We start from the raw sequence: 14900 nt of genomic DNA, 5'->3' as shown, positions 1-14900 counted from the left end.
TGACCTCAGGCCGGGGACGGGGCCTCAGGCTGGGGACGGGCGACCTCGACCCAGACGACTTTCCCGTCGTCGAGCGGTGCCCAGCCCCAGCGGCGAGCCAGCCGCTCCAGCACCATCAGGCCGTGCCCGCCCGGCTGTGACGCATCGCCCGGCGGCCGCGGCCTCGGGTGCTCCGGGCTGCCGTCGACGACCTCTATCCGCAGCTGGTCGCCGCTGTGGCGCAGAACCAGCTCCTTCGGCCCTCCCGCATGCAGACAGGCATTGGTGACCACCTCGGACACCAGCAGCAGCACGTCCTCGACGCGCTCTGTCTCTTCGTCCGCCGTGGTGTGCGCCCACTCCCAGTCGGCCAGAGCCACCCTGGTGAAGTCGCGGCAGCGGCTCACCACACCCTTGGTTGCGAACAGCGCCAGACGACGTGTCTGTCCCTGTCCGCGGAGGCTCACGCCCATCGGCACCTCCGCTCACTTCGCCTGCTGGTCCGCCAGCGCCTCGTCGAGACTGGCGTACACCTGGAACACCTGATGGGCGCCGGTGATGTCGAACATGCGCGCCACTGGCGGCCGCAGCGCGGCGAGCTCGAGCCGGCTGCCCGCCTCGCGCGCGGCCAGCCTGGCCCGAAGCAGGACGTTCAGGCCGGTGGAGTCGCAGAACCGCAGGTCAGCGCAGTCGACCACGATCCGGTCGGGCGCAGCCTGCACGCTGTCCGCCAGGGCCTCACGGAGCGGCTCCGCCGTGTCGTGATCGAGTTCGCCCGCGAGTACGAGCACGAAGGCGTCGACCCCCGGCCTCACTTCGACGCCGAAGCGTCCGCCACCGGCCATGCCGTCCCCTTCTGGCTGCCCGGCAACTCCCGACACCATGGGGCTTCTCCCGCCTCCTCGACGTCCTTCGGTCATGTCGACCAATGCCCGACTGTGTTGACACCCCCGACGTCCTGAGACGCGGCGTCACCGGCAGGGCACACTCTCGACGTTGACAGGATGAGAAGGCACCGCCACCAGACTTGTCTCTCCGGCCTCTTGCCGGAACGCAGGGAACGTACCCGCTGGCCACGCCTCCACACCCCCGCTCGGCCGACCGCCGCACTCCGAGCCGGGATCATTCGCTGAGGAGTGGGTACTCGCACTGTCTTCAACCTCTTGGATCCTCAAGCAGGGACGGAGCACGCATGATGAGCAACGGGAATGAGGCCGCCCCGTCCGGTGCCCCGCGTCCGGACGCCACCCGGGCCCGGGTGAACGACGACCAGGGGGCCCGGCTCCCCGATCGCGAGGATCTGCCCACGGATCACACAGAGGCGATTCTGGAAGCGACCAAGCAGGTGGCATCTCTGCTCAAAGCCTCGGGATATCCGTTCGCGCTGGCCGGCAGTGTCGCGGCGTACGCCCATGGCGTGCCGACAAGACTCCAGCACGACACGGATTTCTGCCTCAGGCGCGAGGACGCGGAACCGGTCGTCCAGGCGCTGGCCCAGGAGGGTGTCGAGATCCGCTATTCGCCGGAGGACTGGCTGGTGAAGGCCCGAGCGGGTGGCGAAGAGATCGACCTCATCTTCGAGCTGGCGCACAGGCCGGTGACCAAGGAGCTGTTGGAACGGGCGCAGACACTGCCGCTGGACTCGGTGCACATGCCCGTACTGGCCCCGTCCGACCTCATGGACAGCCTGCTCGGGGCCCTGTCGGAGCACCACTGTGACTTCGGCGCCCTGCTCCCCGTCGCCCGTGCGCTCAGGGAACGGATCGACTGGGACAGGCTGCGCAGCGAGCACCAGCAGTCTCCGATGCCGGACGCGTTTCTCTATCTGCTCGAGCGACTCGATGTGGTCGAACCACGGAAGGCAGAGCCATGTGGGACACGGAAGCCGATGAGTACCGCATAGCCCATCTGCGGGAACGTCTGGCCGGCGAGGAACTGGCCGAGATGGGCGTACGGATCGAGATGCACGGCGGCGCCGTGCATCTGTCCGGCACCGTCGCCACGGCGGCCTGCCGCGCCGAGATTCTGCGCATGGCGGAGACCGAGCTGGCGGGACTGCCGCTGCGCGCCGACCTGATGGTCGTCTGTCCGGACGCTCCGGACCGTACCGAGGAGCTCAGGTGATCCGGGTCGCGGCCGTCGGCGACATACATCTGGGGCCGGACAGCCAAGGCCTGCTGCGCCCCGCCTTCGACACACTGGCGGACTGCGCGGACGTACTGCTGCTGGCCGGGGATCTCACCCGCCACGGCACCGCCGAGGAGGGCGAGGTCGTCGCTCGGGAGCTGGCTGGGCTGCCTGTTCCGGCGGTCGCCGTGCTGGGCAATCACGACTATCACAGCGGCCAGGAGGCTCAGGTGACGGCCGCGCTCACCGATGCCGGCGTCACCGTCCTCGAAGGGGAAGGCACCCGTCTCGCCATTGCCGGGACGAAGGTGGGAATCGCGGGGACGAAGGGCTTCGGCGGCGGGTTCGCGGGGCGCAGTGCCGGTGAGTTCGGCGAGCCTGAGATGAAGGCCTTCGTGCAGTACACGCGCCGCAGCGCGGCAAGCCTGCGCCGTGCCCTCGCGGAGCTGACGGAAAGCGACTGCACCGTACGGATCGCCCTGACACATTTCTCGCCGGTGCCCGACACCCTCGCCGGGGAGCCGCTCGAGATCTATCCGTTTCTGGGCAGCTATCTGCTGGCCGAGGCGGTCGACGAGGGCGGGGCGGACCTGGCGGTGCACGGCCATGCCCATATGGGCACCGAGCACGGGATGACGCCGGGCGGTGTGAGGGTGCGCAACGTCGCACAGCCCGTCATCAACCGGGCCTTCGCCATCTATCACCTGGCGGAAGCCGACGCTCTCGCCGGCCAGATCCCGCGCCCGGGGCCGTAGCGGGCGGCCCCCCTCCGGGAGCCGCCCTGAGGGCGTCAGGAGCCGCGTGACACCGCCTTCACGACGTCCCGCGCGCTGCGATAGGACTCGTGCGCGGGCAGTCCGTTCACGAGGCCGATCAGCCGGTCCGGAGCATGCCGCTCACCCAGAATGTGCACCAGGTCCCGCCGTGTCGCCGGGAAGGCCGCGCGGCCCAGATGACGGGCCAGCTCGACCTCCAACTGCTCGTCGGCGCCCAGCGAGCCCACCGCAGGCACCGGGCCCCACGCGATCTCCGGATCGTCATCGGCACCCGGCTCCGGGTCGTGCCATTCCGCTACCCGGGTGGGGTGTCCTGACCGGAGCAGCCCCTGCAATTCATGCTTCATCTCTTCGTCCTTGTGGACGCTCAGGCGGTCGCTGCCTCGCTGCATGTCCTCCTCCTCGCTCGTGGGGACTGTGCACGTACCCGGTCCGCCCGCCCTGACACAGACCGGAACGGGCCGAATACACACTTCCGGGCAAGAGGTTCCGGTGCGTCACGTTTCCTTGCGGTTCAACCGGGCACGTGCGTCATGTGCTTCGGACAGGAGGCACGACCCGTGGGAGCAGGGGCTCCGGGCGTGCGCCGTCCTGCCCGGCAGTGCCTCCTCCCGGTGAGCGGGAAATCCTTCCCCGAATGAGAGATGTTCTCTCAGGGAGCTGTAAGCACCATGCGAACCAAAGCACATGCGAAGCACGCGCACGACGACGCGCCGGACACCGCGGACGCCTTCCGGAGGATGGCCGCACTGCCCGATGGTCCGGAGCGACAGCGGCTGCGTCAGGAAATCGTGTACGCCTGGCTGCCCATGGCGGAGCGGTTGGCCGGCCGCTTCCGCAACCGGGGCGAATCCTTGGAGGACCTGCGCCAGGTCGCCGCGCTCGGACTGGTCAAGGCCGTCGATCACTACGATCCGTCCCGCGGCCACGCCTTCGAGAGCTACGCCGTGCCGACGGTCGTGGGCGAGCTCAAGCGCCATTTCCGCGATCACATGTGGGCACTCCATGTGCCGCGCAGGGTGCAGGATCTGCGCAACCGCGTCCGTTCCGCCCGCCAGGAGCTCAGCCAGGTCATCCCCGGTCGGCCCGCTACCACCGCCGAAATCGCGGAGCACACCGGAATGACCGAGGACGAGGTACTCATGGGTCTCGACGCGCTCGAGAGCTTCACCGCGCTCTCCCTCGACGCCGAACTCCCTGGTTCCGAGGACGGATACGCGCTGAGCGACACCCTGGGCAAGCCCGACCCGGACATCGACGTTCTCGTGGACCGGGAAGCGGTCAGACCGCAGATGCGCCGACTGCCGGAACGCGAGCAGCGCATCCTCTACATGCGCTTCTTCCGCGACATGACACAGAGCAGCATTGCGGAGGATCTGGGCATCTCCCAGATGCATGTGTCCCGGCTGATCAGCCGCTCCTGCCGGCAACTGCGCGAGCAGGCCACGCTGGACGCCGCCTAGGGGGTCCGTTGCGAGGGCCCGCCCGTCAGCGAACCGCGGCGCGCGAGGACCGCTTGGAGTGCGCCCATCGGCGCACGGCGGAGAGCTGCGGATGCCGTTCGCGCTGTTCACGTGTGTGTCGGTCCAGCTCCTCCATCAGACGCCGGGAGCGATGGTCCATGTCCAGCTCGGCCAGAATCCGGTCGATCTCCGCCAGCAGCGCACCGTGGAGCTGCCAGTCGCGCGGGTACCGCTGAACTGCTTCGAGCAGTAGATGCGCCACCTTCTCCCGGGCGGCAGCGGCAGCGGCGAGCTCCCCGGCCAGCCGGTCCTCCGCCGCGTCGGCGCTCTCGGTCACCTGTGTGGTCACCAGTACGGCAAAGCTGACGAGGGCATCGGCGACATGGCTCAGCAACTCCTGGATGGCAACCCCCTCTTCCAGCGGGAACAGGGGTTCCTCGCGTCGCTCCTTGGCGAGGTCGGTCATCGTGCGGGCCAGTACGCGCAGGACCACGGCACAGATCTCGAGGGTGTCGAGCCCGGTGCGCAGCACCACTCGATGCAGCATTGCCTCCTTGACCCGCGGATTGAGCCGGAGGCTGTCCTCTGCTTGGCGCAGGGCCGCATCGACGTCGGCGATGTCGTGGTCGAGACGACGGGCCTCGTGGAGGCGGGCGGCGGCGCGCTCGACGGGTGTGGGGCTGGTCAGTTCCTCCCCGATGTGCAGAAGCAGCCGGCGCATCCGCCGGGACAGATCCTCGATGGACTCACCGGCCGGTCCCACCCAGACGGGAGGCACGAGCAGAACGTTGAACAGGAGACCCACCACCGCGCCGATCAGCGTCTCCAGCACCCGGTCCCATGCGGTGTCCGCGACCCGGGTCACGCCGAGCACGAGCATCGCGCTGATCGCCACTTCGGGGACGAATTCACCGACGCGGACCAGGCGCCCCACCACCAGGGACGCCAGGATGATCAGGCCCAGGCTCCACCAGGTCAGGCCGACGAGCTCGCTGAAGCCGATGGCGATCACAACGCCGGCGACCACGGAGTTCACTCGGCGGATGCTGGTGGTGAGCGTGGAGTAGAGGGTCACCTGGACGACGAGGAGCGCGGTGAGGGGAGCGGTGAGCGGAGCGGGTTCGCTGCTCAGCCCCAGCGCGGCCACGTAGGCGAGAGTCGCCGCCGCCGTCGACCGCAAGGTCTGGGCGACGGCGGGCTCCCTGCCCCACCTGACGAGCTCGGCAACCGGTGCTCTTACTGGATTACGGAGATCACGCACCCCTTGATCCTTCCCGCGTTCGAGCGGGCCAGACGCGTGCTCAGCGCTCCGACGCCCGCTGCCGCGGTCAACGTGTGCGGCGAGTGGCGCGGTCCTCGGCGGGCCCGCGCTTCGGCCGGCCTCGGGCGACGTAGCGTTCCGCCGCGAGCACGGCTTCGCGCGCCGTGCGCTCACCCATCAGCACACACAGGGTGTAGGCGGTGTCCTCGAAACGCATGCGCGCGTCACGGTCGTGGGGGGTGGCCAGAAAATGGTGCTCATGTGCCCGGTAGCGGGCCATCAGCGTGGCGACGACAGCGAGGTCCGGCATCAACATCAGTGCCCTCCTTGAGTGAAAGCACCAGCGCGTCAAGCACCGAGCGGTCGGTCCGGGCCAGTGTCACCCGGAGCAGCCGCAACCGCCATTCGCGTGACTACCTGCAGCGATCATCACAGGTCAGAGCCGTACGCGCGCTCCGGTTTCACCCTGCTCAGGCTGGGGACTCGAAGCTCAAGCCGGGGGGCGGCACCGCCAGGGAGTACCTCATGAGCCCGGAGACAGGACTGCGGGTGGTCGTCACGGGAGCCACCGGCAACGTCGGCACGAGCGTGGTGAAAGCCCTCGGAGACGATCCGCGGATCGACTCGGTGGTAGGGCTCGCACGCAGAATTCCCGCCATGACGGCGCGCAAGACGAGATGGGCAGCCGTAGATCTCGCCGCGGACTCCGCAACCGACCGGCTTCACGAGCTGTTCGCGGGTGCCGACGCGGTCGTCCACCTCGCCTGGCGGTTCCAGCCCACCCACGATCCGGTCATCACGTGGGAGACGAACGTTCTCGGCTCACTGAGGGTGTTCGACGCGGTCGCCGCCGCCGGTGTGCCTGCCGTGGTGCACGCGTCCTCGGTGGGTGCCTATGCACCGGGGCCGAAGACGGAGCCCGGTGTGGACGAGTCCTGGCCCACCCACGGCTGGCCGGACGCCGCATACTGCCGCGAGAAGGCCTATCTCGAGCGGGTGCTCGACGCCTACGAGTTGCGGCATCCGGAGATCCGTGTGCTACGCATGCGCCCCGGTTTCCTGTTCAAGGAAGGTGCGGCCAGCGAACAGCGCCGCATCTTCGCCGGCCGCCTGATGCCCGGCCCGCTGATCAGGTCCGCTCTGCTGCCCGTCGTACCGGACCTCGAAGGCCTGCGTTTCCAGGTGCTGCACACCGACGACGCGGCGCAGGCCTACCGGCTGGCGGTGCTGGGAGGGGTGCGCGGGGCGTTCAACCTGGCCGCCGAGCCAACCGTCGACGCTGAGGTGCTGGGCGAGCTCCTGCAGGCCAGGGTCGTACGTATTCCCCGGCAGGTGGTGCGCACGGCGCTGTCGACGGCCTGGAGCCTGCATCTGGCACCGGCGTCACCGCACCTGTTCGACGCGGTGCTGCGACTGCCCCTCCTCAACACGGCTCGCGCGCGCAGCGAGCTGGGCTGGCAGCCCACATGGTCGTCCACCGAGGCGATCGAGGAGTTCCTGCGCGGGGTACGCAGGGGCAGCGGCGAGCCCACCCCGCCGCTGGTGGGCCGCAAGGCGGGCTGAGCTCCACCATCCTCCAGCACCTGGGGAGTTCCATCACCTGGGGAGCAACGGTCCCAGTGGTCCGAGGTCGATGTTGAGGTCTTCGGGCTCGAGTCCGAACTTCTCCCGCAGGAGGTCCATCCGGTCCTCCAGCAGCATCAGGGTGAGACCGATCCGCTCCTCCTGCGCCTCGGTCAGGTCTCCCCCGTCCACGCGGCGAAGTGCCTGCCGCTCCATGAGCTGGCGCAGCAGCTCCACCACCGTCAGGACCAGTTTCGCCAGATCGCGTTCCACGGTGTCGGGATCCAGGTCGACCGTGCGCTTGGCGCTCATTCGGGCTCCTCCCAAGGCGATGCGATCTGCGCGTTCACCGAGCTGATCAGTGCGTTGAGGTCGATGCGTACGAGATCGACATCGGCGATGCGCAGGGTGACGTCACCCGCGATCACGACACCGCCCGCGAGCAGTCGGTCGAGCAGGTCGACCAGCGCGACTTGGCGCTGGGCCAGGGGCGAGGGGGTGGTCATCGCTCACCCACCTCACCCGTGAAGGAGTACGGGGCCCACGGTCCGGTCAGTTCGACCCGTATGCCCGGCTCGTGCGGGCGCAGCTCGTCCAGGCTCGCGACAAAGGCCGCGCTCTCCTCGCGCGGTACGAGATAGGCGGCGTTGAGAACATTGTGGCCGGCGGCTTTGGAGAGCTGGGCCTGCTGCGGGCGGTGCAGCCTGTCTGCCTCCGCATGACGGGAGAGCTCCTCGTGCAGTCGCCGCGACACCGCGTCGGCACGCTCCCAGGTTCCCTCGGCGGCGCGGCGTTCCTGAAGGCGCCTGCGCAGGTAGTCGCGGCCGGTCGTTGCGGACGCGGGTTCGCGGGCGGGGGCGGGGGCCGGTTCTTGCGCCTCCGGCGTTTCCGCGTACACCTTGACGCCCCATTCGACCCGTCCGTCGAGCCTCTTGAGGGTGTCGAGGAACCGGTCGTGGCCAGAGTCGAGCATGCGTCGCACGCCGTCCTCGTCCCGGCAGACCGTGGCGAGACGCAGCGGCAGCGGACAGGTCAGCGAGGAGAGCGCCGCGACCACGGCCTCGTGAGCGCGGGCGGTCTCGGTCAGCCAGTCGAGGTCCTCGAGATTGGCGCGCAGCGGGCTCTCGTCGAACTCGTCGGCGGACACTGCGGACACGACGGCGACCAGGTCGCCGTGGTGCAGTGCGTACGGTTGTGTGGCCGCGACCCCGCGGAGATCTTCGGCCAGCGGCCCGTCGAAGGGGCGGGTCACGGCGTACACATAGCGCAGCTCGTTCATTCGGACTCCTTGCGTTCCTCCCTGGTTCGACGCTTAGGTCGATCCCTGGTTCGAACAGCGGGTCGATCCGCGGTTCGAGAAGCCGATTCCAGTTCCGCGATGCGGTTCTGCAGTCGCTCGTTCTCCTCGGCCAGCTCGCGGCGGCGCGCACCCGAGGAGAGCGCCGGGTCGTCCTCCCACCAGTCGATCCCCATTTCCTTGGCCTTGTCGATGGATGCGACGATCAGGCGGAGTTTGATCGTCAGGAGCTCGATGTCCAGGAGATTGATGCGGATGTCGCCCGCGATGACGATTCCCTTGTCGAGAACTCGCTCAAGGATGTCTGCGAGATTCGCACCACTGCCGGAACTGCCGTAAGGATCTGGGAGCCTGCTGGCGGTCGTCATCGGCGGCCTCGGTTTCCGGACCCGGCGTACTCGGACTCGTCTTCTTCCAGGTCCTCTTCGGCGGCCTCGTCCTCATCCGCGCCCCGGTCCTCGTCCTCGTCCTCGTATTCGTAATCCTCTTCCGCTTCCTCTTCCGGTTCCTCCTCCGCGTCGTTGTCCTCGTACTCGTCCTGCTCGTCCTGCTCGTCCTGCTCGCCCTTCTCCTGCTCCTCCTCCTTGGCGTCTTCGTCGCTGCGCACCACTTCGCCGTCCTGGATCTCGCCGCGCCATCCTTCCTCTGCCTCACCGCGCATCGCGATGTGGCGGGCGAAGTGCTTGAGATCGAGCCGGGCGCGCCGGCCCTGGGCACGCCAGATGTTGCCCGTCTTCTCGAAGAACCCCTTCGGGTAGTACTCCATGACAAGGAGGATGCGGGTCAGGTTGTCACCGAGTGGATGGAAGGTGACGACACCGTTCGCCGTTCCCTTGGCACCCTCCGTCGTCCACTGGATACGGGCGTCCGGTATCTGCTCCTTGATGTGGGCCTTCCAGCTGCGGCTCGACCAGAGGATCTTCAACTGCCAGTCAGATGTGGTGTCGTCGGCGAGGTTCACGTCCTTGACACCCTTGGTGAAGGTGGAGAAGTCCTGGAATTGAGTCCACTGGTCGTAGGCGTCGCGCACCGGGACGCCGACATCGATGGTCTCCAAGATGACGATCGGCTTCCCTGCCCCCTTGCTCTTCTTGCCCTTTCCGCCGAGGCCCGGGAGGCTCTGAGAGACAGTGTCCTTGAGTTGCGACGTACCCAGTTCGATCGCGCTGCGGAGCGGACCCTTGCCCTGGGCCATCTTGCGGCCGGCTTCCAGAGCCAGTTTGCCGAGGCCGGGGCTGTTGCCCTCCGCGATGTCGGTGAGCTTGCCCGTGGTGCGGCCGAGCGTGCGGCCCGCCGCCATCATCGCCTGCTGTGCCTGCGCGAGCAGATAGTCCTGCAGCTCTTCCTTCAGTCTCTGGGCAGCGGGGTTGTCCGCGCTGAACAGGCTCGCTTTCTCAGCCATCGCTGCGGCCTCCCTTCGAGGCAGCCTTCTTGGCGACGGTCTTCTTGGTGGTGCGCCGAGCTGTCCCGGTTGTCTTCTTCGCGGGGGCCTTGCGTCCCGACGTCGTCTTCTTCTGCCGCTTGGGCCGCTCCTGCCGCTCCGCCTTCTCGCTCTTCTTGGTCCCTTCGCCCTCGGTCTCGTCCTCTTCTTCCTCGGCCTCTTCCTCGTCCTGGTCCTCGTTCACCGTCTCGTCCTCGTCCTCCGCTTCGGGGACGACCCCCTCAAGACGGTCCTGGACGCCCAGTGTCCGCTCGTGCAAGCGGTCGGCGATCCCTTCGAGCTGCCGGTTGACCAGCGCCCCGGTGGCCGCCTTGCCCACGCCGCGCAGATCCTCGCGCAGCTGGTCGCCTATCTCCTTGAACTGCGGATTGTCCTGCAGCTGTTGACCGACGAGACCAGCGAGCGCCTTCGGGTTCAACGGCAGCTGTTTGCCGGCCACAAGCGTGGCGACGGCGACGGCCAGCTTCCCCTTCTTGGTGCGCCCGAGCAGATACCCGGCGCCCATGGCGAGTCCCAATGCCGTCTTGTTGTTCATGGTTGCCGCCTTCTCTCCTGCATGATCTGCAGCCGCTCCAGGAGTTCGTCCTCGCGGCGGTCGAATTCGGCTTCGTCGATCTCGCCCGCATCAAGCCGCTCTGCAAGACGGGCCAGTTCGCTCTGAATGGCTGAGGGGTCGTAGTACTGCCGTTCCGCCTCGTCCACCACCTTTTGCAGCACCCACATGGTGCCGCGTACGGGTGCGGCGGGCAGGAGCAACAGCTCTCCGATGAGTCCCATCTCTCTCACTCCACGAAGCTGTACGGAGGAAGTGGCCCGGTCACGGTCAGTACCAAGTGCGGCTGCTGCTTGCGCAGTTCGTCGACCGCGTTCAGGAAGTCGGCGCCGCGTTCCCTGACCACGAGGAAGGAGAGATTTGTCAGCCATCCGGTGCTCTGCGGCCCGGCGTTGACCTCCTCCACCACTTCCTCGAGCCGGGCTCGGACCAGATCGGCGTCCGCGGCCTCGCGCAGTTGCACGGCGGTCGCGATGCGCTCGCCGAGCTGGATCTTCTGCTCCTGCGAACCACCGCCGGCGGTCCGGCCTGCCTCGGCCATCGCCCGCAGTTGGGGGTCGTCCGCAAGAACGCGGTGAAGCACGGCCTCCTCGTCGTGGCTGGCTTTGACGTTGTACTCGGCCTTGCCGTCGAGTGCGAGCAACCGCTCCAGATAGTGATCCTCACGTTCCGCGAGCACGGATGCCAGCGTCTCGTCGTCGGGCGAGATGCCCCCGAAGCGCAGAGGCAGGACGGTGCCCTTCTCGCCCGCCTCGCGCAGCACGTGCTGGTGCGCCAACAGATCACGCCGCTTGGGCCTGAGGTCTTCGGGCGCATCGCTGACGAAAGCCGCGAGTTGGCCCTGCCTCAGGATGCGTACGGGCCGCGGAGGGTCACCCACGCCCTTCGCCTCCTCCGGAAGGCTCGGGTGCGAGCTCCTCGCGATGCCGTAGACGTATGTGCTCATTCGTCCGTCGCCTCTTTCCTGCTGTGCGACGTCGAGCGCCGGGCCCGCGGCCTGGGTTCCTTCTCCTTCTCCTGCTCCTCGTCATGGCCACGCTTGAAGGAGTCCGAGATTTTCTCCGCAGCACCCTCCAGGGCGCCCTTGGACTTGCCGCGCGCTCCGGACTCCGTAATCTCCCCGACGAGGTCGGGCAGCCCCGGGTCCTTGCGCGGCCCGGCTTCCAGGTCGAGTCGATTGCAGGCTTCCGCGAAGCGCAGATAGGTGTCGACGCTGGCGACCACGACCCTCACATCGATCTTCAGGATCTCGATGCCTACAAGGGAGACCCGTATGAACGCGTCAATGACGAGTCCCCGGTCGAGCACGAGTTCCAGTACGTCGTAGAGGCTGCTACTGCCGCCGCCGCCTCCACGTCCAGTTTGCTGCTGTGCCGGCACAACGGTCATTGGCGCCAGCCCTCCTATTCGGTTCGTTGCGCGGGGCCGCTTACCTGGGGTCGGCCCTGCCGCGCTCGTATCGGCGAACGCGCCGGTAGCCGGTCAGCTCGCCCTGGCCGTCGAGGGTCACCTCGTACGTCGCAAGGAGGCTTGTCGTCGGGGGGATGCGAGGCAGTTCAAGCACCTCGACCTCCAGCGACCAGCCGTCCTCCGTCTCGACGAACGAAGAGACCGATTCGACCTCCATGCCGGTGAGCTCGGCCAGCTGCTCACGCGCTTGGCGCAACACCGCCATCGGCCCCGGCTTCGGCTTCGCCGCCGCACTCCGGTTCCTGTTCGTGTTCGTGTTCTCTGATGAATTCGCCATGGCTCCTCATTTCTGCGGGTTGCACGACTGGGCCACTTGAAACGTCCATCTGCCGGATTGCCCACCGCTCGGCGCCGCGGACATGTCATGAGGTTTACCGAGACGTGAGGGGGGACCCGGGAAGGGTTCCCAGGAAAGGACAGGGCCATGGCTGTCATCGCCGTGCTCATTCCGATCGCGATGCTGGGCATCGTCCTCGCGCTCGGCCGCTACGAAGAGCTGCTGCTCCCGCAGCAGGAGGGGAGCGTCGACGACACTATCGATCGCCTCAGGCAACCGTTCGGCATGCCGTCGCTTCCGCAGGGGGCCACAGTGGAGGAAACAGTCGGCCACCACCCGGGGCGCGTGTAGCGCATCGGCCCCCAGATCCACGGTAGCCGTCACCGTCACCGTGCGAAGGAGACGAGATGCACCCGGTGGAGGCGCTCGACAGGATCGCCTTTCTGCTGGAGCGCGCCCTCGCGGAGACCTACCGGGTCAAGGCCTTTCGCACCGCCTCCGCCGTCCTTGCGCAGATGTCCGACGACGAGATCGCCCGGCGCTCGCAGGAAGGGACACTGCAGGCGGTCAAGGGCATCGGCCCGAAGACCGCGGGTGTCGTACGGGAGGCGCTGGCCGGAGGCGTACCGCGCTACCTTCAGCGGCTGGAGGAGGAGGCGTCCGAGCCGCTTGCCGAGGGCGGGACACGGCTGCGTTCCCTGCTGCGCGGCGACTGCCATCTGCATTCGGACTGGTCGGACGGCGGCAGCCCCATTGAGGCGATGGGCTGGGCGGCGATCGCCCTGGGCCACGAGTGGGCCGTGCTCACCGATCACTCCCCCCGGCTGACCGTCGCGAGCGGGCTGTCCGCCGAGCGGCTGCGCGAGCAGTTGGAGGTGGTGGCCGAGCTGAACAAGCAGTGGGCGCCCTTCAGGCTGCTGACCGGCATCGAGTGCGACATCCTCTCGGACGGCTCGCTCGACCAGGAGCCGGAGCTGCTTGACCAGCTGGATCTCGTGGTCGTCTCCGTCCACTCGGAGCTGCGTATGGCGTCGGTGGCGATGACCCGTCGCATGGTCAGGGCGGTTCAGAACCCCTTGGCCGATGTGCTGGGCCACTGCACGGGCCGACTGACCCTGGGCAAGAAACGGCCCGAGTCGCAGTTCGACGCGGAGGAGGTCTTCGGGGCGTGCGCCGCCCACGGCACCGCCGTGGAGATCAACAGCAGACCCGAGCGACGGGATCCTCCCAAGCGCCTGCTGCGCCAGGCGGTGGCCGCCGGAACCCGCTTCGCCATCGACACCGACGCACACGCCCCGGGGCAGCTCGACTGGCAGATCATCGGCTGCGCCCGGGCCGAGGAGTGCGAGGTGCCCGCGGAACGAGTGATCAACACCCGGAGCGCGGAGGAGCTCCTCGACTGGACGGAATCTCGCGTGCGCCCGTCCTCCTGACCGGAAGCCGTTCGCGGCGTGCTTCGACTCCTGGCGTCCGCTCCTCGCGTCGACTTTGTGCCTCGCCTACCTGCTGCGACTACTTGCCACGCCCCGTGACGAAGTCGCGTGCGCGATCCACCAGCCCCGTGCCCGGAGCCAGCAGCTTGTTGGCGGGCGGTGTGTCCGGCGCGCCGGGATGAGGCCGGGTCGGGGCCGTCTTCTTCGCCGTCCGGACCCTCTCGCCCAGCTCGTCCAGCGTCTGTGCGGAGCAGGCTCGCCGCAGCGCGGCGAAGAGGACTTCTTCCTCGTCCTGGACGTGCGCCGTGACTTCTGTCCTCAGCTCCACGATCAGCCGGTCGAAGTCGGATGCGTCGGCCTCGCGCTCGTCCAGCTCCTTCAGCAGCCGCTCCACCCGTTCATGCTCGGAGAGCTCCTTCTCGGCGAGCGCGTCGCCCCCGGAGAGGTGTTCGCGCACTGCCGGGTACAAATGCAGCTCCTCCGCCACGGAATGACGGACGAGTTCAATCGTCAACAGGTCCACCAGATGCTTCCGCTCAGGGCTGCCGGGCGGAACCTTCTCGATCCTGGCGAACAGGTCGTCGACCTCTCGGTGGTCGGTGGTCAGTTCCTGGATGACGTCTCCGCCATGGCCCATGATTCTCGTAGCCTCTCTTCCCGTGCGGCCGGCCTTCCCGGCCCTCGCCGACCGGGTGCCCAGGGAGCGGCCCCGAAACACCCGAGGGGTTCGCGAACGAGCCTTCAACGACGCGGAGATGGAGGCCGTGTGCGCGTCAGAGGCGGGGGTAGGCGCACTGTATGACGGTTCAGAAGACAAGCGTCCTTGTCCTTGACTGCGCGGAACCCGCCGAGCTGGCGGAGTTCTACGCGGGCCTGTTCGACGCGGACATACGGATCGGTAACGACCCCGACTTCGTGGAAGTCATCGGTCACAGCGGCGTGCATCTGGCCATTCGCCGGGACCACGGCTACGCACCACCGAGCTGGCCCCGGCCCGAGGACTCCCAACAGGCCCATCTGCGCATCCTGGTGGAGCGCGGAGACATGGACGAGGCCGAACGCGAGGCGATCAGCCTCGGCGCCCGGCCGGTCGACACGAAGGACAACGGCGGTCCGCGCGACGTCCGCGTCTATGCCGACCCCGCCGGACACTCATTCTCGCTGTCGGTATCCCCGCAGCGCCCGAACACGGGCACGACGCCGCGTCCCGCGCACGCTCAAGGGCGCTGACCGGCGGGTCTGCACGCAGGTCCGTAGGTG

General features: G+C 68.2%; 24 protein-coding genes. 8 read left to right on the top strand and 16 right to left on the bottom strand.

Features of this window, described 5'->3' with window-relative positions; translation table 11 throughout:
• Window positions 1-5: 5 nt before the first annotated feature.
• Together ACQEVG_RS15710 and ACQEVG_RS15705 are read right to left on the bottom strand one after the other, a co-directional pair.
• Entirely contained in the window at window positions 6-452 is a 447-nt protein-coding gene (locus ACQEVG_RS15710) for an ATP-binding protein (RefSeq protein WP_432983191.1), read from the bottom strand.
• A 12-nt stretch (window positions 453-464) separates the two neighbouring features.
• Window positions 465-863: an STAS domain-containing protein gene (locus ACQEVG_RS15705; protein WP_432983188.1), complete on the bottom strand. Its 399-nt coding sequence runs from the start codon at window positions 861-863 to the stop codon at window positions 465-467.
• Between the two features lie 308 nt (window positions 864-1171).
• Between ACQEVG_RS15705 and ACQEVG_RS15700 the strand changes: the two genes are divergently transcribed.
• The 3 genes from ACQEVG_RS15700 to ACQEVG_RS15690 are packed head-to-tail and all read left to right on the top strand — an operon-like array spanning window position 1172 to window position 2861.
• On the top strand, window positions 1172-1882 hold the full coding sequence (locus tag ACQEVG_RS15700) for a nucleotidyltransferase family protein (RefSeq protein ID WP_432983185.1): 711 nt from the start codon (window positions 1172-1174) through the stop codon (window positions 1880-1882).
• Window positions 1849-2103 carry a BON domain-containing protein gene (locus ACQEVG_RS15695; protein ID WP_432983182.1) on the top strand — a complete coding sequence of 85 codons (255 nt, stop codon included), beginning with the start codon at window positions 1849-1851 and terminating at the stop codon, window positions 2101-2103. Before ACQEVG_RS15700 ends, ACQEVG_RS15695 begins: the two co-directional genes overlap by 34 nt.
• Complete coding sequence (locus ACQEVG_RS15690) at window positions 2100-2861, top strand: metallophosphoesterase family protein (protein ID WP_432983179.1); 762 nt, start codon at window positions 2100-2102, stop codon at window positions 2859-2861. Before ACQEVG_RS15695 ends, ACQEVG_RS15690 begins: the two co-directional genes overlap by 4 nt.
• A 35-nt stretch (window positions 2862-2896) precedes the next feature.
• Here the strand turns inward: ACQEVG_RS15690 and ACQEVG_RS15685 are convergent, their stop codons facing one another.
• The gene (locus tag ACQEVG_RS15685) at window positions 2897-3274 is read right to left on the bottom strand and encodes a DUF2795 domain-containing protein (protein WP_432983176.1); all 378 of its coding nucleotides are present in this window, start codon (window positions 3272-3274) and stop codon (window positions 2897-2899) included.
• A 279-nt stretch (window positions 3275-3553) separates the two neighbouring features.
• Between ACQEVG_RS15685 and ACQEVG_RS15680 the strand changes: the two genes are divergently transcribed.
• Complete coding sequence (locus ACQEVG_RS15680; protein WP_432983173.1) at window positions 3554-4345, top strand: SigB/SigF/SigG family RNA polymerase sigma factor; 792 nt, start codon at window positions 3554-3556, stop codon at window positions 4343-4345.
• A gap of 25 nt (window positions 4346-4370) precedes the next feature.
• Here the strand turns inward: ACQEVG_RS15680 and ACQEVG_RS15675 are convergent, their stop codons facing one another.
• Window positions 4371-5606: an FUSC family protein gene (locus tag ACQEVG_RS15675; protein WP_432983170.1), complete on the bottom strand. Its 1236-nt coding sequence runs from the start codon at window positions 5604-5606 to the stop codon at window positions 4371-4373.
• Between the two features lie 67 nt (window positions 5607-5673).
• The gene (locus ACQEVG_RS15670) at window positions 5674-5922 is read right to left on the bottom strand and encodes a DUF5133 domain-containing protein (protein ID WP_432983167.1); all 249 of its coding nucleotides are present in this window, start codon (window positions 5920-5922) and stop codon (window positions 5674-5676) included.
• Between the two features lie 209 nt (window positions 5923-6131).
• On the opposite strand from ACQEVG_RS15670, the gene ACQEVG_RS15665 reads away from it, so the two are divergent.
• Window positions 6132-7169: an NAD-dependent epimerase/dehydratase family protein gene (locus ACQEVG_RS15665; RefSeq protein WP_432983164.1), complete on the top strand. Its 1038-nt coding sequence runs from the start codon at window positions 6132-6134 to the stop codon at window positions 7167-7169.
• A 33-nt stretch (window positions 7170-7202) separates the two neighbouring features.
• Here the strand turns inward: ACQEVG_RS15665 and ACQEVG_RS15660 are convergent, their stop codons facing one another.
• From ACQEVG_RS15660 to ACQEVG_RS15615, 10 genes are read right to left on the bottom strand one after another with little or no spacing between them, the layout of a single operon-like run.
• A complete protein-coding gene (locus ACQEVG_RS15660) occupies window positions 7203-7481 on the bottom strand; it encodes a gas vesicle protein K (protein WP_432983161.1) in 279 nt (92 codons plus the stop codon).
• On the bottom strand, window positions 7478-7675 hold the full coding sequence (locus tag ACQEVG_RS15655) for a gas vesicle protein (protein WP_432983158.1): 198 nt from the start codon (window positions 7673-7675) through the stop codon (window positions 7478-7480). The genes ACQEVG_RS15660 and ACQEVG_RS15655 overlap by 4 nt, the downstream gene beginning before the upstream one ends.
• Complete coding sequence (locus ACQEVG_RS15650) at window positions 7672-8448, bottom strand: GvpL/GvpF family gas vesicle protein (RefSeq protein ID WP_432983155.1); 777 nt, start codon at window positions 8446-8448, stop codon at window positions 7672-7674. Before ACQEVG_RS15650 ends, ACQEVG_RS15655 begins: the two co-directional genes overlap by 4 nt.
• Window positions 8445-8834 (bottom strand): gas vesicle protein, encoded by a 390-nt coding sequence (locus ACQEVG_RS15645; protein ID WP_432983152.1) that lies wholly within the window; start codon window positions 8832-8834, stop codon window positions 8445-8447. The genes ACQEVG_RS15650 and ACQEVG_RS15645 overlap by 4 nt, the downstream gene beginning before the upstream one ends.
• The gene (locus ACQEVG_RS15640) at window positions 8831-9868 is read right to left on the bottom strand and encodes an SRPBCC family protein (RefSeq protein WP_432983149.1); all 1038 of its coding nucleotides are present in this window, start codon (window positions 9866-9868) and stop codon (window positions 8831-8833) included. The genes ACQEVG_RS15645 and ACQEVG_RS15640 overlap by 4 nt, the downstream gene beginning before the upstream one ends.
• A complete protein-coding gene (locus tag ACQEVG_RS15635) occupies window positions 9861-10442 on the bottom strand; it encodes a DNA primase (RefSeq protein ID WP_432983146.1) in 582 nt (193 codons plus the stop codon). Before ACQEVG_RS15635 ends, ACQEVG_RS15640 begins: the two co-directional genes overlap by 8 nt.
• A complete protein-coding gene (locus tag ACQEVG_RS15630) occupies window positions 10439-10684 on the bottom strand; it encodes a gas vesicle protein GvpG (RefSeq protein WP_432983143.1) in 246 nt (81 codons plus the stop codon). Before ACQEVG_RS15630 ends, ACQEVG_RS15635 begins: the two co-directional genes overlap by 4 nt.
• Window positions 10685-10689: 5 nt before the next feature.
• Window positions 10690-11406 carry a GvpL/GvpF family gas vesicle protein gene (locus ACQEVG_RS15625; RefSeq protein ID WP_432983140.1) on the bottom strand — a complete coding sequence of 239 codons (717 nt, stop codon included), beginning with the start codon at window positions 11404-11406 and terminating at the stop codon, window positions 10690-10692.
• Complete coding sequence (locus tag ACQEVG_RS15620) at window positions 11403-11849, bottom strand: gas vesicle structural protein GvpA (protein WP_432983137.1); 447 nt, start codon at window positions 11847-11849, stop codon at window positions 11403-11405. Before ACQEVG_RS15620 ends, ACQEVG_RS15625 begins: the two co-directional genes overlap by 4 nt.
• A 40-nt stretch (window positions 11850-11889) precedes the next feature.
• Entirely contained in the window at window positions 11890-12207 is a 318-nt protein-coding gene (locus ACQEVG_RS15615; protein WP_432983134.1) for a gas vesicle protein, read from the bottom strand.
• A 147-nt stretch (window positions 12208-12354) separates the two neighbouring features.
• On the opposite strand from ACQEVG_RS15615, the gene ACQEVG_RS15610 reads away from it, so the two are divergent.
• The gene (locus ACQEVG_RS15610) at window positions 12355-12558 is read left to right on the top strand and encodes a hypothetical protein (protein ID WP_432983131.1); all 204 of its coding nucleotides are present in this window, start codon (window positions 12355-12357) and stop codon (window positions 12556-12558) included.
• A gap of 56 nt (window positions 12559-12614) precedes the next feature.
• On the top strand, window positions 12615-13640 hold the full coding sequence (locus tag ACQEVG_RS15605; protein WP_432983128.1) for a PHP domain-containing protein: 1026 nt from the start codon (window positions 12615-12617) through the stop codon (window positions 13638-13640).
• A 79-nt stretch (window positions 13641-13719) separates the two neighbouring features.
• On the opposite strand, the gene ACQEVG_RS15600 is transcribed toward ACQEVG_RS15605, so the two are convergent.
• The gene (locus ACQEVG_RS15600; protein ID WP_432983125.1) at window positions 13720-14277 is read right to left on the bottom strand and encodes a hemerythrin domain-containing protein; all 558 of its coding nucleotides are present in this window, start codon (window positions 14275-14277) and stop codon (window positions 13720-13722) included.
• Window positions 14278-14438: 161 nt separating this feature from the next.
• Here ACQEVG_RS15600 and ACQEVG_RS15595 point away from each other — a divergent pair, with 161 nt between their 5' ends.
• Window positions 14439-14870, top strand: a complete 432-nt coding sequence (locus tag ACQEVG_RS15595) for a VOC family protein (RefSeq protein ID WP_432983122.1) — start codon at window positions 14439-14441, stop codon at window positions 14868-14870.
• Window positions 14871-14900: the final 30 nt, after the last annotated feature.

It is taken from the genome of Streptomyces sp. CA-135486 (assembly GCF_050936555.1).
GTDB lineage: Bacteria > Actinomycetota > Actinomycetes > Streptomycetales > Streptomycetaceae > Streptomyces.
This window is presented reverse-complemented; position numbering and strand designations above follow the sequence as displayed.

Excerpts from the sequence above, each read along its gene's own strand:
- ACQEVG_RS15710 (WP_432983191.1), bottom strand. The coding sequence starts at position 452 with ATGGGCGTGAGCCTCCGCGGACAGGGACAGACACGTCGTCTGGCGCTG.
- ACQEVG_RS15705 (WP_432983188.1), bottom strand. The coding sequence starts at position 863 with ATGGTGTCGGGAGTTGCCGGGCAGCCAGAAGGGGACGGCATGGCCGGT.
- ACQEVG_RS15700 (WP_432983185.1), top strand. The coding sequence starts at position 1,172 with ATGATGAGCAACGGGAATGAGGCCGCCCCGTCCGGTGCCCCGCGTCCG.
- ACQEVG_RS15695 (WP_432983182.1), top strand. The coding sequence starts at position 1,849 with ATGTGGGACACGGAAGCCGATGAGTACCGCATAGCCCATCTGCGGGAA.
- ACQEVG_RS15685 (WP_432983176.1), bottom strand. The coding sequence starts at position 3,274 with ATGCAGCGAGGCAGCGACCGCCTGAGCGTCCACAAGGACGAAGAGATG.
- ACQEVG_RS15680 (WP_432983173.1), top strand. The coding sequence starts at position 3,554 with ATGCGAACCAAAGCACATGCGAAGCACGCGCACGACGACGCGCCGGAC.
- ACQEVG_RS15670 (WP_432983167.1), bottom strand. The coding sequence starts at position 5,922 with ATGTTGATGCCGGACCTCGCTGTCGTCGCCACGCTGATGGCCCGCTAC.
- ACQEVG_RS15665 (WP_432983164.1), top strand. The coding sequence starts at position 6,132 with ATGAGCCCGGAGACAGGACTGCGGGTGGTCGTCACGGGAGCCACCGGC.
- ACQEVG_RS15660 (WP_432983161.1), bottom strand. The coding sequence starts at position 7,481 with ATGAGCGCCAAGCGCACGGTCGACCTGGATCCCGACACCGTGGAACGC.
- ACQEVG_RS15655 (WP_432983158.1), bottom strand. The coding sequence starts at position 7,675 with ATGACCACCCCCTCGCCCCTGGCCCAGCGCCAAGTCGCGCTGGTCGAC.
- ACQEVG_RS15650 (WP_432983155.1), bottom strand. The coding sequence starts at position 8,448 with ATGAACGAGCTGCGCTATGTGTACGCCGTGACCCGCCCCTTCGACGGG.
- ACQEVG_RS15645 (WP_432983152.1), bottom strand. The coding sequence starts at position 8,834 with ATGACGACCGCCAGCAGGCTCCCAGATCCTTACGGCAGTTCCGGCAGT.
- ACQEVG_RS15640 (WP_432983149.1), bottom strand. The coding sequence starts at position 9,868 with ATGGCTGAGAAAGCGAGCCTGTTCAGCGCGGACAACCCCGCTGCCCAG.
- ACQEVG_RS15635 (WP_432983146.1), bottom strand. The coding sequence starts at position 10,442 with ATGAACAACAAGACGGCATTGGGACTCGCCATGGGCGCCGGGTATCTG.
- ACQEVG_RS15630 (WP_432983143.1), bottom strand. The coding sequence starts at position 10,684 with ATGGGACTCATCGGAGAGCTGTTGCTCCTGCCCGCCGCACCCGTACGC.
- ACQEVG_RS15625 (WP_432983140.1), bottom strand. The coding sequence starts at position 11,406 with ATGAGCACATACGTCTACGGCATCGCGAGGAGCTCGCACCCGAGCCTT.
- ACQEVG_RS15620 (WP_432983137.1), bottom strand. The coding sequence starts at position 11,849 with ATGACCGTTGTGCCGGCACAGCAGCAAACTGGACGTGGAGGCGGCGGC.
- ACQEVG_RS15615 (WP_432983134.1), bottom strand. The coding sequence starts at position 12,207 with ATGGCGAATTCATCAGAGAACACGAACACGAACAGGAACCGGAGTGCG.
- ACQEVG_RS15610 (WP_432983131.1), top strand. The coding sequence starts at position 12,355 with ATGGCTGTCATCGCCGTGCTCATTCCGATCGCGATGCTGGGCATCGTC.
- ACQEVG_RS15605 (WP_432983128.1), top strand. The coding sequence starts at position 12,615 with ATGCACCCGGTGGAGGCGCTCGACAGGATCGCCTTTCTGCTGGAGCGC.
- ACQEVG_RS15600 (WP_432983125.1), bottom strand. The coding sequence starts at position 14,277 with ATGGGCCATGGCGGAGACGTCATCCAGGAACTGACCACCGACCACCGA.
- ACQEVG_RS15595 (WP_432983122.1), top strand. The coding sequence starts at position 14,439 with ATGACGGTTCAGAAGACAAGCGTCCTTGTCCTTGACTGCGCGGAACCC.